Source organism: Enterobacter cloacae complex sp. P2B (assembly GCF_014895985.1).
Taxonomy (GTDB): domain Bacteria; phylum Pseudomonadota; class Gammaproteobacteria; order Enterobacterales; family Enterobacteriaceae; genus Enterobacter; species Enterobacter bugandensis.
This window is the reverse complement of the sequence record NZ_JADBQQ010000006.1, coordinates 1-13,835: the sequence shown is the minus strand read 5'-3', so window position 1 is coordinate 13,835 and position 13,835 is coordinate 1. Positions and strand designations below refer to the sequence as shown.

16 protein-coding genes are annotated in these 13,835 nt (G+C 55.0%); 8 read left to right on the top strand and 8 right to left on the bottom strand.

Annotation, left to right across the window (positions count from 1 at the left end; translation table 11 throughout):
• Window position 1 precedes the first annotated feature (1 nt).
• The 4 genes from accA to tilS all read left to right on the top strand — a co-directional run bounded on the left by accA (window position 2) and on the right by tilS (window position 4,997).
• Complete coding sequence (accA, locus tag IM313_RS05315; RefSeq protein ID WP_013095666.1) at window positions 2-961, top strand: acetyl-CoA carboxylase carboxyl transferase subunit alpha; 960 nt, start codon at window positions 2-4, stop codon at window positions 959-961.
• Window positions 962-1,061: 100 nt separating this feature from the next.
• Entirely contained in the window at window positions 1,062-3,194 is a 2,133-nt protein-coding gene (locus IM313_RS05310; protein ID WP_192971629.1) for a lysine decarboxylase LdcC, read from the top strand.
• 65 nt (window positions 3,195-3,259) lie between these two features.
• A complete protein-coding gene (locus IM313_RS05305; RefSeq protein ID WP_028015591.1) occupies window positions 3,260-3,649 on the top strand; it encodes a VOC family protein in 390 nt (129 codons plus the stop codon).
• Between the two features lie 58 nt (window positions 3,650-3,707).
• On the top strand, window positions 3,708-4,997 hold the full coding sequence (tilS, locus tag IM313_RS05300) for a tRNA lysidine(34) synthetase TilS (protein WP_192971630.1): 1,290 nt from the start codon (window positions 3,708-3,710) through the stop codon (window positions 4,995-4,997).
• A gap of 28 nt (window positions 4,998-5,025) precedes the next feature.
• On the opposite strand, the gene rof is transcribed toward tilS, so the two are convergent.
• Window positions 5,026-5,286 carry a Rho-binding antiterminator gene (gene rof, locus IM313_RS05295; protein WP_028015593.1) on the bottom strand — a complete coding sequence of 87 codons (261 nt, stop codon included), beginning with the start codon at window positions 5,284-5,286 and terminating at the stop codon, window positions 5,026-5,028.
• Window positions 5,273-5,473 carry a YaeP family protein gene (locus IM313_RS05290; protein WP_008501889.1) on the bottom strand — a complete coding sequence of 67 codons (201 nt, stop codon included), beginning with the start codon at window positions 5,471-5,473 and terminating at the stop codon, window positions 5,273-5,275. Before IM313_RS05290 ends, rof begins: the two co-directional genes overlap by 14 nt.
• Window positions 5,474-5,669: 196 nt before the next feature.
• On the opposite strand from IM313_RS05290, the gene IM313_RS05285 reads away from it, so the two are divergent.
• The 3 genes from IM313_RS05285 to nlpE are packed head-to-tail and all read left to right on the top strand — an operon-like array spanning window position 5,670 to window position 7,367.
• Window positions 5,670-6,215, top strand: a complete 546-nt coding sequence (locus IM313_RS05285; RefSeq protein WP_028015594.1) for a YaeQ family protein — start codon at window positions 5,670-5,672, stop codon at window positions 6,213-6,215.
• A complete protein-coding gene (gene arfB / locus IM313_RS05280) occupies window positions 6,212-6,634 on the top strand; it encodes an alternative ribosome rescue aminoacyl-tRNA hydrolase ArfB (RefSeq protein ID WP_028015595.1) in 423 nt (140 codons plus the stop codon). Before IM313_RS05285 ends, arfB begins: the two co-directional genes overlap by 4 nt.
• 34 nt (window positions 6,635-6,668) lie before the next feature.
• Window positions 6,669-7,367 (top strand): envelope stress response activation lipoprotein NlpE, encoded by a 699-nt coding sequence (gene nlpE / locus IM313_RS05275; RefSeq protein ID WP_048960338.1) that lies wholly within the window; start codon window positions 6,669-6,671, stop codon window positions 7,365-7,367.
• A gap of 47 nt (window positions 7,368-7,414) precedes the next feature.
• Here nlpE and proS read toward each other — a convergent pair whose 3' ends face one another.
• From proS to metN, 6 genes are all read right to left on the bottom strand, one after another.
• Window positions 7,415-9,133: a proline--tRNA ligase gene (proS, locus tag IM313_RS05270; RefSeq protein ID WP_049000574.1), complete on the bottom strand. Its 1,719-nt coding sequence runs from the start codon at window positions 9,131-9,133 to the stop codon at window positions 7,415-7,417.
• A 112-nt stretch (window positions 9,134-9,245) separates the two neighbouring features.
• The gene (gene tsaA, locus IM313_RS05265) at window positions 9,246-9,953 is read right to left on the bottom strand and encodes a tRNA (N6-threonylcarbamoyladenosine(37)-N6)-methyltransferase TrmO (RefSeq protein ID WP_136343985.1); all 708 of its coding nucleotides are present in this window, start codon (window positions 9,951-9,953) and stop codon (window positions 9,246-9,248) included.
• A complete protein-coding gene (gene rcsF, locus IM313_RS05260; protein WP_008501883.1) occupies window positions 9,950-10,354 on the bottom strand; it encodes an Rcs stress response system protein RcsF in 405 nt (134 codons plus the stop codon). The genes tsaA and rcsF overlap by 4 nt, the downstream gene beginning before the upstream one ends.
• Window positions 10,355-10,460: 106 nt before the next feature.
• Entirely contained in the window at window positions 10,461-11,276 is an 816-nt protein-coding gene (gene metQ / locus IM313_RS05255) for a methionine ABC transporter substrate-binding lipoprotein MetQ (RefSeq protein WP_014168729.1), read from the bottom strand.
• Window positions 11,277-11,316: 40 nt separating this feature from the next.
• Entirely contained in the window at window positions 11,317-11,970 is a 654-nt protein-coding gene (locus IM313_RS05250; RefSeq protein WP_003856130.1) for a methionine ABC transporter permease MetI, read from the bottom strand.
• Entirely contained in the window at window positions 11,963-12,994 is a 1,032-nt protein-coding gene (gene metN, locus IM313_RS05245; protein ID WP_028015600.1) for a methionine ABC transporter ATP-binding protein MetN, read from the bottom strand. Before metN ends, IM313_RS05250 begins: the two co-directional genes overlap by 8 nt.
• A gap of 188 nt (window positions 12,995-13,182) precedes the next feature.
• Here metN and gmhB point away from each other — a divergent pair, with 188 nt between their 5' ends.
• Entirely contained in the window at window positions 13,183-13,749 is a 567-nt protein-coding gene (gene gmhB, locus IM313_RS05240) for a D-glycero-beta-D-manno-heptose 1,7-bisphosphate 7-phosphatase (protein ID WP_028015601.1), read from the top strand.
• Window positions 13,750-13,835: the final 86 nt, after the last annotated feature.

Genomic DNA, 13,835 nt, shown 5'->3' with positions numbered 1-13,835 from the left:
TATGAGTCTGAATTTCCTTGATTTCGAACAGCCGATTGCTGAGCTGGAAGCGAAAATCGATTCTCTGACAGCGGTAAGCCGTCAGGATGAAAAACTGGATATTAACATCGACGAAGAAGTGCATCGTCTGCGCGAAAAAAGCGTAGAGCTGACGCGCAAAATCTTTGCCGATCTCGGCGCATGGCAGATCGCGCAGCTGGCGCGTCATCCACAGCGTCCGTACACCCTGGATTATGTCCGCCTGGCGTTTGACGAATTTGACGAACTGGCAGGCGACCGCGCATACGCTGACGATAAAGCTATCGTTGGCGGTATCGCGCGTCTGGACGGACGTCCGGTGATGATCATTGGTCACCAGAAAGGCCGTGAAACCAAAGAGAAGATCCGTCGTAACTTCGGTATGCCAGCACCAGAAGGCTATCGTAAGGCCCTGCGTCTGATGGAGATGGCCGAGCGTTTCAACATGCCAATCATCACCTTCATCGACACCCCGGGTGCATACCCAGGCGTAGGCGCGGAAGAGCGCGGCCAGTCTGAAGCTATCGCACGCAACCTGCGCGAGATGTCTCGCCTGAAGGTTCCGGTCATCTGTACCGTTATCGGTGAGGGTGGTTCCGGCGGTGCGCTGGCGATTGGCGTGGGCGATAAAGTGAATATGCTGCAGTACAGCACCTATTCCGTTATCTCCCCGGAAGGTTGTGCGTCCATTCTGTGGAAAAGCGCCGACAAAGCGCCGCTGGCCGCGGAAGCGATGGGCATCATTGCGCCGCGTCTGAAAGAGCTGAAGCTGATCGACACCGTTATCCCGGAACCGCTGGGCGGCGCGCATCGTAAGCCGGAAGTGATGGCTGCTTCCCTGAAAGCACAGCTGCTGGCCGACCTGGCCGATCTGGACGTCCTGAGCAAAGAAGACCTGCTCAACCGTCGTTACCAGCGTCTGATGACCTACGGTTACGCGTAAGCTTCACAATTATCTGAAAAGCCGCACATTGTTGCGGCTTTTTTTATACCTGCCGTTTACCTTAACTATGCTTATCTGATGTTTTTCAAGGAGGTAAACCATGAACATCATCGCCATCATGGGGCCACACGGCGTCTTTTATAAAGACGAGCCCATCAAGGAGCTGGAGCAAGCCCTTAAAGCACGCGGTTATCAGCTGATCTGGCCGCAAAACAGCGTCGATCTGCTGAAATTCATCGAACATAATCCGCGCATCTGTGGCGTGATATTCGACTGGGACGAATACGACATGGAGCTGTGCAGCGAGATCAACAGGCTGAATGAATACCTTCCGCTCTACGCCTTTATCAACACTCACTCGACTATGGACGTCAGCGCGCACGATATGCGCATGGCGCTGTGGTTCTTCGAATACGCGCTCGGCGTGGCCGAGGACATTGCGACCCGCATTCAGCAGTACACCGGTGAATACCTGGATAACATCACGCCGCCGTTTACGCGCGCGCTGTTCACCTATGTGAAAGAGGGAAAATACACCTTCTGTACGCCGGGACACATGGCCGGCACGGCCTATCAAAAAAGCCCGGTGGGGTGCCTGTTCTACGATTTCTTCGGCGGCAACACCCTGAAAGCAGACGTGTCGATTTCAGTGACCGAGTTAGGCTCTCTTCTGGATCACACCGGCCCACATCTTGAAGCTGAAGAGTATATCGCCCGCACCTTTGGCGCCGAGCAGAGCTATATGGTGACCAACGGCACCTCGACCTCGAACAAAATCGTCGGGATGTACGCCGCGCCAACCGGAAGCACGTTGCTGATTGACCGTAACTGCCATAAATCGCTGGCGCACCTGCTGATGATGAGCGACGTCGTCCCGATCTGGCTGTCACCCACGCGTAACGCGCTCGGTATCCTCGGCGGCATTCCGCGCCGGGAGTTCACGCACCAGGCCATCGAAAGTAAGGTTGCGGCGATCCCCGATGCAAGCTGGCCTGTCCATGCGGTAATCACCAACTCCACCTATGACGGTCTGCTGTATAACACGAACTGGATCAAGCAGACGCTGGACGTACCGTCGATCCACTTCGATTCCGCGTGGGTGCCCTATACCAACTTCCACCCGATTTACTCGGGCAAAAGCGGGATGAGCGGCGAGCGCGTGCCGGGCAAGGTCTTTTTCGAAACGCAGTCGACGCACAAAATGCTGGCCGCGTTTTCGCAGGCTTCGTTAATCCATATTAAAGGCGAGTACGACGAGGATACGTTTAATGAAGCCTTTATGATGCACACCACCACCTCACCGAGCTATCCGCTGGTGGCCTCTATCGAGACGGCGGCGGCGATGCTGCGCGGCAATCCGGGTAAACGTCTGATTAACCGCTCGGTGGAACGGGCGCTGCATTTCCGTAAAGAGGTCCAGCGGCTGAAGGATGAGGCCGACGGTTGGTTCTTCGATATCTGGCAGCCGGAAGAGATCGACGAGGCGGAGTGCTGGCCCGTCGCGCCGGGAGAGAGCTGGCACGGCTTCCGGGATGCTGATGCGGACCATATGTTTCTCGATCCGGTTAAGGTGACGATCCTGACGCCGGGGATGGACGAACAGGGCGTGATGGGCGAGGAGGGGATCCCCGCCGCGCTGGTGGCGAAGTTCCTTGACGAACGCGGCGTGGTGGTGGAGAAGACCGGTCCTTACAATCTGCTGTTCCTGTTCAGCATCGGGATCGATAAAACACGGGCGATGGGGTTGCTCCGCGGGCTGATGGAGTTCAAGCGCGCCTACGATCTCAACCTGCGGGTGAAGAACATGCTGCCGGATCTCTACGCGGAAGATCCTGACTTTTACCGCAACATGCGCATTCAGGATCTGGCTCAGGGGATCCACCGGCTGATTCGCCAGCACGATCTGCCGCGCCTGATGCTCCAGGCGTTTGACGTCCTGCCTGATATGAAGCTGACGCCGCACAAGGCCTGGCAGCGGCAGGTGAAAGGCGAAGTCGAAACCGTTGAGCTGGAAAATCTGGTCGGGCGGGTATCGGCCAACATGATCCTGCCGTATCCGCCGGGCGTGCCGCTGCTGATGCCGGGTGAGATGATCACCGAGGAAAGCCGGGCGGTGCTCGATTTTCTGCTGATGCTCTGTTCGGTAGGACGTCACTATCCAGGCTTTGAAACGGATATCCACGGCGCGAAACGCGATGAAAACGGCGTGTACTGGGTGCGAGTCCTAAAATAAAGGTGACCGCTTGCCAGGTGTGGGTTTTCGGTTGTAACGTTCAGGCATCATAAAAAGGAGAAGCTATGCTGGGTTTAAAAGCGGTTCACCATATTGCGATCATCGCCACCGATTATGCGAAAAGTAAGGCCTTCTACTGCGACATTCTTGGCTTTACACTCATGAGCGAGGCCTACCGCGAGGAGCGTGACTCCTGGAAGGGCGATCTCGCGCTAAACGGGCAGTATGTGATTGAGCTGTTCTCTTTTCCTTTCCCGCCTTCGCGTCCGTCCCGCCCGGAAGCCTGCGGCCTGCGTCATCTGGCTTTCAGCGTTGATGACCTTGATAGCGCAGTAAAACACCTGGAAGCGCACGGCGTGACGTGCGAGGCGATTCGCGTCGATCCGTTTACCGACAAGCGGTTTACCTTTTTTAACGACCCGGACGGCCTGCCGCTGGAGCTTTACCAGCAGTAATGTTTGACCTGTGTGATAATGCCCGCTCAGTTCGGGCATTTTTTATGTGTAATTTCCTATGACCTTACCCGCTATCGCACAAGCCGTTTCACCGTACCGCCAGCTGCTGGTGGGGTTTAGCGGTGGCCTGGATTCCACCGTGTTGCTGCATCGCCTTAAGCTCTGGCGTGACCGGGACCCTGGCGTCCAGCTTCGGGCTATACATATCCACCACGGACTAAGCCGCCATGCAGAGGATTGGGTGGCGCACTGTGAAGCCTTGTGTGAGGCGTGGGCTATCCCGCTCATCGTTGAGCGCGTCACGCTTGCTGATGAAGGATTGGGTATTGAGGCGCAGGCGCGTAAAGCCCGCTATACCGCTTTTGCAGGCGTATTGCTGCCCGGCGAAGCGCTGGTCACGGCGCAGCATCTGGACGATCAGTGCGAAACCTTTTTGCTGGCGCTTAAGCGGGGCAGCGGACCCGCGGGGCTTTCCGCCATGCCGGCGCGTTCAGAGTTTGCCGGAACGCAATTATTACGGCCGCTGCTTGGCGAGACACGCGCGTCGCTGGAAGCCTGGGCGCGGGAACATCAGCTGAGCTGGATCGAAGATGAGAGCAACCAGGACGATAGCTACGATCGTAACTTCCTGCGTCTGCGCGTCCTCCCGCTTTTAAGCGAGCGCTGGCCGCATTTTGCCGACGCGACGGCAAGAAGCGCTATGCTGTGTGCCGAACAGGAAAGCCTGCTGGATGAGTTACTCAGCGAGGAACTGTCTGACCTGATTTCAGAAGACGGTGCGCTGGCAATTGCGCCTCTGGAGGCGATAAGCCCGGCGCGTCGGGCCGCGCTGTTACGTCGCTGGCTCGCCACTCATCATGCTGCGATGCCGTCGCGGGCAATGCTGAGCCGTATCTGGGACGAAGTCGCGCAGGCGCGGGAAGATGCTTCCCCCTGCGTACACCTGAGTGGATATGAGGTCAGACGCTATAAAGGCAAACTCTGGTGGGTAAAATACTCCCCGTCGCTGACCGATGTGGTGCTCCACTGGACCTCACCAGAGGCACCGCTGATATTGCCCCAGGACACGGGGAGTGTCTCTCTGATGCCGACTGGCCATGTGCGTCTGCCAAAGCCCGGAGAATCCGTCAGCGTGCGCTTTAAGACTGGCGGCTTGCTGCATATCGTCGGACGCAACGGGGGACGGAAGCTGAAAAAGATATGGCAAGAGTACAACGTGCCGCCGTGGCTGCGCGACACCACGCCGCTGCTGTTCTACGGTGAAACGCTGATTGCTGCTGCAGGGGTGTTCATCACGGAAGAGGGGTGGACAGAAGAGGGGGCCAGCTTCGAGTGGCGGAAAGCGTAACGGGCAGCCCGGCTGCCCGTTAATGTCATCAGGATTCGCTCACCACGACGGTGCCGATTTGCGGGTGGCTGAAGCTGGCTATTTTGTCCAGACGCAGCTCGCGCGTCGCACCGGCATCTTCCACGACCAGGTATTCCACATTCTTGCGTGAAAGCAGATCGCTGGCCTTCGCCTTCAACACTTCGCCATCTTTTAGCTCCAGCGTCAGTATTAAATGATGCTGGCAGGCGAGTTCGAGGTTGTCATAGTCATCACAATTGATGGGTTGATAAGTATCATTCATCGACATAATCGCTCACCAGTAAATTCGCCGCAGCATACGCTGCTTTTTCCCTGACCGACTCTGAAAGGCTCTCATCAGAGGCCACTTCATTAAGCACCTTCAATACACAGCCCAACGCGTCCGGGACATACCCCAGATCTCCGCTGGCGATTTCCGCATACCGTTTGCGAATTAACTCACAATAATTATTCACATCCCCTCCCGCCAGCGCACTGACTTACTGTGAGATATCATTAAGCCTACGAAGATAAACTCGGTTTAGCAAGGTGACTATACCATACTCATTTAAGCAATATCAGCGCCTTGATAGCGGTGTATTTATTACTCAGTAACAGCCTTTTGCCTCCGTTTTCGCTACAATGTGCGGCTGATTCGAATGGAGTTCTCTCATGGCGCTGAAAGCGACAATTTATAAAGCAGTGGTCAACGTGGCCGATCTTGATCGCAACCAGTTTCTGGACGCGTCGCTTACGCTGGCACGCCACCCCTCCGAAACACAGGAGCGTATGATGCTGCGCCTGCTGGCGTGGATTAAGTATGCTGATGAACGTCTGCAGTTTACCCGTGGGTTGAGCGCGGAAGACGAGCCTGAAGCCTGGCTGCGCAACGACCATCTGGGGATCGATTTATGGATTGAACTCGGTCTGCCGGACGAGCGCAGAATTAAAAAGGCGTGTACTCAGTCTGCGGAAGTGGCGTTATTCGCCTATAACCAGCGCGCGGCGGAGATTTGGTGGCAGCAAAATAAGAATAAATGCGCGCAGTTTAAAAATCTCGCCGTCTGGTATCTGGATGATGAACAGCTGGCGCAGCTGAGCGAGTTCGCCAGCCGGACGATGGCGCTGCAGGCAACGATCCAGGACGGAGCCATCTGGCTTTCTGATTCTCAGAATAATCTGGAAATTCATCTGACAGCCTGGCAGCCTGCGCCATGATCGTCTTGTCCCGAAGCGTCAGTATCCCTGATAGCGAGCTGGAGATCGCCGCCATCCGTGCTCAGGGCGCGGGCGGGCAGCACGTCAACAAGGCGTCGACGGCTATCCATTTGCGTTTTGACATTCGGGCCTCAAGCCTGCCAGAGTATTATAAAGAAAGCCTGCTTGCCGCCAGCCATCACTTGATCACCAGCGATGGCGTGATTGTGATCAAAGCCCAGGAGTACCGCAGCCAGGAATTAAACCGGGAAGCGGCGCTAGCCAGGCTGGTGGCGGTCATCAAAGAGTTAACGGCAGTACAAAAAAGCCGCCGGGCAACGCGGCCAACCCGCGCATCGAAAGAGCGTCGGCTGTCCTCGAAAGCCCAAAAATCCACAGTGAAAGCATTACGCGGTAAAGTTCGTCGCCCGATGGAGTGACGAAAGGGAACACAATTTTCATAAGGAATTCATTGTGAAAAAAGCATTATTTTCAGCGCTGGCAGTGAGTACATTGTTTGCGCTTTTCGGGTGTAACAACCGTTCTGAAACGCAGGTTTTGCAGCCAGCGCAGAATGAAGAGTTAAAGCCAATGCAACAGAGCTGGCGCGGCGTATTGCCTTGCGCGGACTGCGAAGGCATTGAAACGTCACTGTTCCTGCAAAAAGACGGTACCTGGGTGATGAACCAGCGCTACCAGGGCGCGAAAGAACCCTCTTCATTTGCCACCTACGGGACATGGGCGCGTACGGCGGAGAAGCTGGTCCTGACGGATACCTCCGGTGACAAAACCTGGTTCCGCCCAAAAGGTGAGAACATGGAAATGCTCGACCGGGAAGGCAATCCGATTGAATCCCAGCTCAACTACACGCTGACGCCGGTGAAAGCGGCGCTGCCAGCCACGCCAATGGCGATGCGGGGGATGTATTTCTACATGGCGGATGCGGCGATCTTTACCGACTGCGCTACCGGTAAGAAAGTCAGTGTGGCAAACAATGCGCAGCTTGAACGTGATTACGCCGTGGCGCGCGGCAATGACAGCAAGCCGGTATTGCTGACGGTTGACGGCCACTTTACGCTGGAGCCAAACCCGGATAGCGGGGAGATGGTGAAAACGCTGGTGGCAGATAAAGACGCGAAGTTTGTCGCGGGTAAAGACTGTAACAGTAAATAAATTGACGTTGAGCCATTAAAAAACCCCGCCAGAGCGGGGTTTTTTGTTTAGCCTTTGATGGCTTTCACCAGGTAATCAAGAATATCGCTGGTCTTGATCATCTGTTTTTCGCCGCTGCGACGGTATTTGTATTCAATCTCATCGCTGTCGAGGTTACGGTCGCCGATGACGACGGTGTGCGGGATACCGATCAGTTCCATATCGGCAAACATCACGCCCGGACGCTCTTTACGGTCATCCATCAGCACTTCGATACCCTGAGCGCGCAGCTCGGCGTACAGCTTCTCGGCCAGCTCCTGCACGCGGTAAGACTTGTGCATGTTCATTGGCAGAATGGCCACCTGGAACGGCGCGATATTGTCCGGCCAGACGATGCCGCGCTCGTCGTAGTTCTGCTCGATGGCCGCAGCCACCACGCGCGTTACCCCGATACCGTAGCAGCCCATGGTCAGGATCTGGTTACGGCCATCTTCACCCTGAACGGCGGCGTTCAGCGCGCGCGAGTATTTATCACCCAGCTGGAAGATGTGGCCCACTTCGATACCGCGCTTGATCATCAGCGTACCCTGGCCGTCCGGGCTTGGGTCGCCTGCAACCACGTTACGGATGTCTGCCACTTCTGGCGTCGCTACGTCGCGATCCCAGTTGATGCCGAAGTAATGTTTACCGTCGATGTTAGCACCCGCGGAGAAGTCGCTCATTGCAGCAACCGTGCGGTCAATAACGACAGGAACCGGCATATTCACCGGACCGAGAGAGCCTGGGCCAGCATTCACGACGGCGCGGATTTCCGCTTCCGTGGCGAACGTCAGCGGGCTGGCGACCTGCGGCAGCTTTTCGGCTTTCACTTCGTTCAGTTCATGATCGCCACGCACCAGCAGGGCAACCAGCGGGTAAGCGCTGCCTTCGGTGGATTTCACCAGCAGCGTTTTCACGGTTTTTTCGACTGGCAGACTGAACTGCTCAACCAGCTCGGCGATGGTTTTCGCATTTGGCGTATCAACCAGCGTCATCTCTTGCGTTGCCGCGCCGCGAGGTTCTTTTGGTGCCAGCGCTTCTGCAAATTCGATGTTTGCCGCGTAGTCTGAAGAGTCAGAGAAGATCACATCGTCTTCACCGCTCTGCGCCAGAACCTGGAACTCATGGGACGCGCTACCGCCGATGGAGCCGGTATCAGCCTGCACAGCGCGGAAATCCAGACCCATGCGGGAGAAGATTTTGCTGTAAGCCTCGTACATTTTGTCGTAGGTCTCTTGCAGCGATTCCTGTGACGTATGGAAAGAGTAGGCATCTTTCATCAGGAATTCGCGAGAGCGCATCACGCCGAAACGTGGGCGCACTTCGTCACGGAACTTGGTCTGGATCTGGAAGAAGTTCAGCGGCAGCTGTTTGTAAGAGCTCAGCTCGTTACGAATCAGATCGGTAATGACTTCTTCATGCGTTGGACCGAGAACGAACGGACGCTCGCCGCGATCGACGAAGCGCAGCAGTTCTGGGCCATATTGCTCCCAACGACCGCTCTCCTGCCACAGGTCAGCGGGCTGAACCACGGGCATGGACACCTCGATAGCACCGGCGTTGTTCATCTCTTCACGCACGATGTTTTCGACTTTTTTCAGGACGCGCACGCCGGTCGGCAGCCAGGTGTATAACCCGGAGGCCAGCTTGCGGATCATCCCGGCGCGCAGCATCAGCTGATGGCTGATTACTTCGGCGTCGGCAGGTGTCTCCTTCAGAGTGGAGAGCAGATATTGGCTAGTACGCATGTTGTTACGGTTCCATTTCGACGATTGGAACAGGCTGAAACGCCAGCCTGACACAAAAAAAGTGGTTTAGTTTACCAGTGTGGCAAAGATGCCAAAAGAGAGGAGAACAAAATTACCTGGGTTCAAGGGCAAACACTTCGAAACCTGCCCCAGTGACGCGCCAGCGCACGTTAAAATCCAGCAGCCAGACGGCGTACGTCTTTCCTGCTTCCTCTTCTTTACGGTAGGCCGGACGGGGGTCCTGTGCCAGAACTTCAGTGATGAAATGCCGTAAGCGAGGATAGCGTTTCTCCAGCTGACTCAGCTGTAAGGCTATCTCAGGCGTAAACGAGACTGGCATATCCGCCTGCGGTGCGTCCTGAGCGTAGCTTGCGCGCGCATCCGGGAGGGATTCGGCGAAAGGCAAATAGGGTTTAATGTCGATAACCGGCGTGCCGTCAACCAGGTCCAGGCTGCCCAGCTCAAGGATGACCTGATCCTTCTGGCAACGTATGCCTTTCAGTTCAACCAGCGACATCCCGATCGGATTGGGGCGGAAGGTCGAACGAGTCGCAAACACGCCCATTCTCGCATTTCCGCCCAGGCGCGGGGGACGCACGGTGGGACGCCAGCCGCCTTCCATTGTCTGGTGAAAAACAAATACCACCCATAAGTGACTGAAAGACTCGAGCCCGCGTACCGCATCGGCCTGGTTATAAGGTGCCTGAAGATGAAGCTCGCCGCTGCCGCTGGTGACCAGACCGGGCTGGCGGGGCACGGCGAACTTCTCTTTATACGGAGAGTGGATAACGCCTATTTGCTCAAACTGAAATGCACTCATTTCGCCGTAATGTTCAGCGCAGAACCGATGCAAACCGCCTGACGGTAGCAGCCCGGCGTGCCGCTGGTGACTTCGCAGCTGTGCAGCAGCACCGCGTTAGCTTTCATTTTTGCGGCGTTAATCTGCATGCGTTTACGCGCAGTCGGGATATTCGGTGGAGAGTCCTGATTGGTTGCCTGACAGGATTCACCGCTCACTTCACCCAGTTCACGGAACGGTTTGCCGACCAGTTCGTCAGCCTTGGTGATAATGCGAACCGGCGCAGGGCGAACCACTTTCGGTTTTGCAGGCTCTGTTTTTGGCGGGGTTGCCGTGCTTTGAACGGGTTCAACAGGAGATCTGCTTAGCATTGAACAGCCGCTCAGCATGAGTGCTAAAAGACAGATCGGTAAAGCACGCATAATAATTCCTCAATGGATAATCAAAACGTCAGATATTGAATCAGGTGACTGCACAAATGACAAGACGGGCATAAGCCCGTCCTGATGATATTACACTGAGGTGAGATTACCAGCCTTTAACAGCGCCGCCGTTAAACACTTTGTTGGCTTCCTGGTAAACTTCGTCTGACTGATAGGCCTGGACGAACTTCTTCACGTTTTCCGCGTCTTTATTATCTTCGCGAGTCACGATCAGGTTAACGTACGGAGAGTCTTTATCTTCAACGAAGATACCGTCTTTCGCTGGCGTCAGGCCAATCTGGCTGGCGTAAGTGGTGTTGATAACGGCCAGGGCAATCTGCGCATCGTCCAGAGAACGCGGCAGCTGCGGTGCTTCCAGTTCAACAATTTTCAGATTTTTCGGGTTCTCGGTGACATCCAGAACGGTTGGCAGCAGGCCAACGCCATCTTTCAGTTTGATCAGGCCCACTTTCTGCAGCAGCAGCAGGGAGCGTCCGAGGTTGGTTGGATCGTTAGGCACGGCTACCTGAGAACCCGGCTGCAGTTCGTCCAGCGATTTAATTTTCTTGGAGTAGCCTGCAATCGGGTAGACGAAGGTGTTACCCACGCCAACCAGCTTATAGCCGCGATCTTTGATCTGCTGATCCAGGTATGGCTTATGCTGGAAGGCGTTGGCGTCGATATCGCCTTTGCTCAGCGCTTCGTTCGGCAGAACGTAATCGTTGAAGGTTACGAGCTCAACGTCCAGACCGTATTTTTCTTTCGCCACTTTCTGAGCAACTTCAGCAACCTGCTGTTCTGCACCTACGATAACGCCCACTTTAATATGGTTTGGATCTTTTTCGTCCTGACCGCAACCCACCAGTGCCAGAGATCCAATCAGCGCGCCTACTGCTGCAAAGGTCTTTAATTTAAACGCCATGTTTTATCCTTAACTCGTCGAGTTTGTGTTGTGTGTAACGTTATTTGTGAGTAACAGCCCGGACGATGCGATCGCCAGAGAACTGGATTAAGTAAACCAGAACAACCAGCAATACCAGAACGGTATTCATCACGGTAGCGTTATATCCAATATAGCCGTACTGATAACCAATCTGTCCTAAACCGCCAGCGCCAACTGCACCGCCCATCGCGGAATACCCTACCAGAGTAATAAGCGTAATCGTTGCCGCGTTCACCAGGCCCGGCAGTGCTTCAGGCAGCAGAACCTTGCGGACGATCTGCATAGGTGTTGCCCCCATTGCACGAGAAGCTTCAATCAAACCGGTTGGGATCTCCAGCAGGGCGTTCTCCACCATACGGGCGATAAACGGCGCAGCGCCTACGGTCAGCGGAACGATAGCCGCCTGCAGACCAATCGATGTGCCGACGATCACGCGGGTAAACGGAATCATCCACACCAGCAGAATAATAAACGGGATGGAACGGAAGATATTCACCAGCGCGGAGAGCGTGCGGTAGAGCTTCGCGTTCTCAATGATTTGACCCGGACGCGTCACGTACAGCAGTACGCCTACCGGCAGGCCAATCACAAAACCAAAGAAACCCGATACAAAGGTCATTGCCAGCGTTTCCCAAACGCCGCGAACCAGTAGCCACATCATCGGCTCAGACATAACCCAGTACCTCTACTTTTACATGATGTTCTTGCAGCCAGGCGATTGCGGCCTGGGTTTCTTCTTGAGTGCCGTGCATTTCCGTCAGCATGATGCCGAACTTCACGCCACCGGCGTAATCCATCTGCGCGCTAATAATGTTGTTGTTCACGTTAAAGCGACGCGCGGTTTCGGAAAGCAGAGGGGCATCAACGGACTGACCGGTGAATTCCATACGCAACATCGGGACGCTGTCCGCCGTTGCCTCGGTTTTCAAACGCTCCAGATAATCTTCTGGAATATCCAGATGCAGCGTGGACTGAATAAACTGCTGCGCCAGCGGCGTTTTCGGATGGGAAAATACTTCGCTTACCGTGTCCTGCTCGATCAGTTCACCGTTGCTAATGACCGCCACGCAGTCGCAGATGCGTTTCACCACGTCCATCTCGTGCGTAATAAGGAGGATCGTCAGGCCCAGGCGACGGTTAATGTCCTTCAGCAGTTCCAGAATAGAACGTGTGGTGGCCGGATCCAGTGCGCTGGTAGCTTCGTCGCACAGCAGTACTTTTGGGTTGCTGGCCAGCGCGCGGGCAATAGCAACACGCTGCTTCTGCCCACCGGACAGATTTGCCGGGTAGCTATCATGCTTATCACCCAGACCCACGAGGTCGAGCAGTTCGGTAACGCGACGCTTCACTTCTTCTTTCGGCGTGTTATCCAGCTCCAGCGGTAAGGCGACGTTGCCGAACACCGTGCGGGAAGCCAGCAGGTTAAAGTGCTGGAAGATCATGCCAATTTGACGGCGCGCTTTGGTGAGTTCTTTTTCTGAAAGGGCGGTAAGTTCCTGACCGCCAACTTCTACGCTGCCCTGGGTTGGGCGCTCAAGCAGGTTAACACAACGGATCAGCGTGCTTTTACCCGCACCCGATGCGCCAATGACGCCATAAATTTGACCAGCAGGAACATGCAGGCTGACGTTGTTCAGCGCCTGAATGGTTCGGTTCCCCTGCTGGAACACTTTGGTGATATTGGAAAGTTTAATCATTAGATTATTTTTATCGTATGTAAGTTAGCCGTGGCATTTTCTTCTGCCAGATACGGGTGATGACCGTAAACAAAACGGATGTTAAGGCATCCAGACGTCTAAATCAATCCAACTCTGTACGATGAGCACTTTATTGCGCTGCGATTCATGAGATACTAGCTCAACAGGCCTTTTTCAGGAGCAAACCGGTGGCAAAATCAGTACCCGCAATTTTTCTCGACCGTGATGGCACTATTAATGTGGATCACGGTTATGTGCATGAGATCGATGAATTCGAATTTATCGACGGCGTTATAGAGGCAATGCGCCAGCTAAAAGAGATGGGCTATGCGCTGGTGGTCGTAACGAACCAGTCCGGCATCGCGCGTGGTAAGTTCACCGAAGCGCAGTTTGAGACGCTGACGGAATGGATGGACTGGTCGCTGGCCGATCGCGGGGTCGATCTTGATGGCATTTACTACTGCCCGCACCACCCGCAGGGAACGGTAGAAGAGTATCGTCAGACCTGCGACTGCCGTAAACCGCATCCGGGCATGTTTAACTCTGCGCAGGAGTTCTTGCACATTGATATGGCTGCTTCTTATATGGTGGGCGATAAGCTGGAAGATATGCAGGCGGCCGCAGCGGCGGGAGTGGGTACCAAAATATTAGTGCGTACCGGTAAGCCCGTAACGCCAGAAGCAGAAAGTGCAGCGGATTGGGTGATTAATAGTCTGGCAGAGCTGCCAAAAGAGATAAAAAAGCATCAGAAATAGCCTTTTTGGCGAAAAGGTGAGCGGTCGAAATAAAAATGCATATTTCCGCTTGTCATTCCTCGGCAGCTCCCTATAATGCGCCTCCA

Excerpts from the sequence above, each read along its gene's own strand:
- arfB (WP_028015595.1), top strand. The coding sequence starts at position 6,212 with ATGATCGTCTTGTCCCGAAGCGTCAGTATCCCTGATAGCGAGCTGGAG.
- accA (WP_013095666.1), top strand. The coding sequence starts at position 2 with ATGAGTCTGAATTTCCTTGATTTCGAACAGCCGATTGCTGAGCTGGAA.
- metN (WP_028015600.1), bottom strand. The coding sequence starts at position 12,994 with ATGATTAAACTTTCCAATATCACCAAAGTGTTCCAGCAGGGGAACCGA.
- IM313_RS05305 (WP_028015591.1), top strand. The coding sequence starts at position 3,260 with ATGCTGGGTTTAAAAGCGGTTCACCATATTGCGATCATCGCCACCGAT.
- IM313_RS05250 (WP_003856130.1), bottom strand. The coding sequence starts at position 11,970 with ATGTCTGAGCCGATGATGTGGCTACTGGTTCGCGGCGTTTGGGAAACG.
- tsaA (WP_136343985.1), bottom strand. The coding sequence starts at position 9,953 with ATGAGTGCATTTCAGTTTGAGCAAATAGGCGTTATCCACTCTCCGTAT.
- metQ (WP_014168729.1), bottom strand. The coding sequence starts at position 11,276 with ATGGCGTTTAAATTAAAGACCTTTGCAGCAGTAGGCGCGCTGATTGGA.
- IM313_RS05285 (WP_028015594.1), top strand. The coding sequence starts at position 5,670 with ATGGCGCTGAAAGCGACAATTTATAAAGCAGTGGTCAACGTGGCCGAT.
- tilS (WP_192971630.1), top strand. The coding sequence starts at position 3,708 with ATGACCTTACCCGCTATCGCACAAGCCGTTTCACCGTACCGCCAGCTG.
- proS (WP_049000574.1), bottom strand. The coding sequence starts at position 9,133 with ATGCGTACTAGCCAATATCTGCTCTCCACTCTGAAGGAGACACCTGCC.
- IM313_RS05310 (WP_192971629.1), top strand. The coding sequence starts at position 1,062 with ATGAACATCATCGCCATCATGGGGCCACACGGCGTCTTTTATAAAGAC.
- rcsF (WP_008501883.1), bottom strand. The coding sequence starts at position 10,354 with ATGCGTGCTTTACCGATCTGTCTTTTAGCACTCATGCTGAGCGGCTGT.
- rof (WP_028015593.1), bottom strand. The coding sequence starts at position 5,286 with ATGTCGATGAATGATACTTATCAACCCATCAATTGTGATGACTATGAC.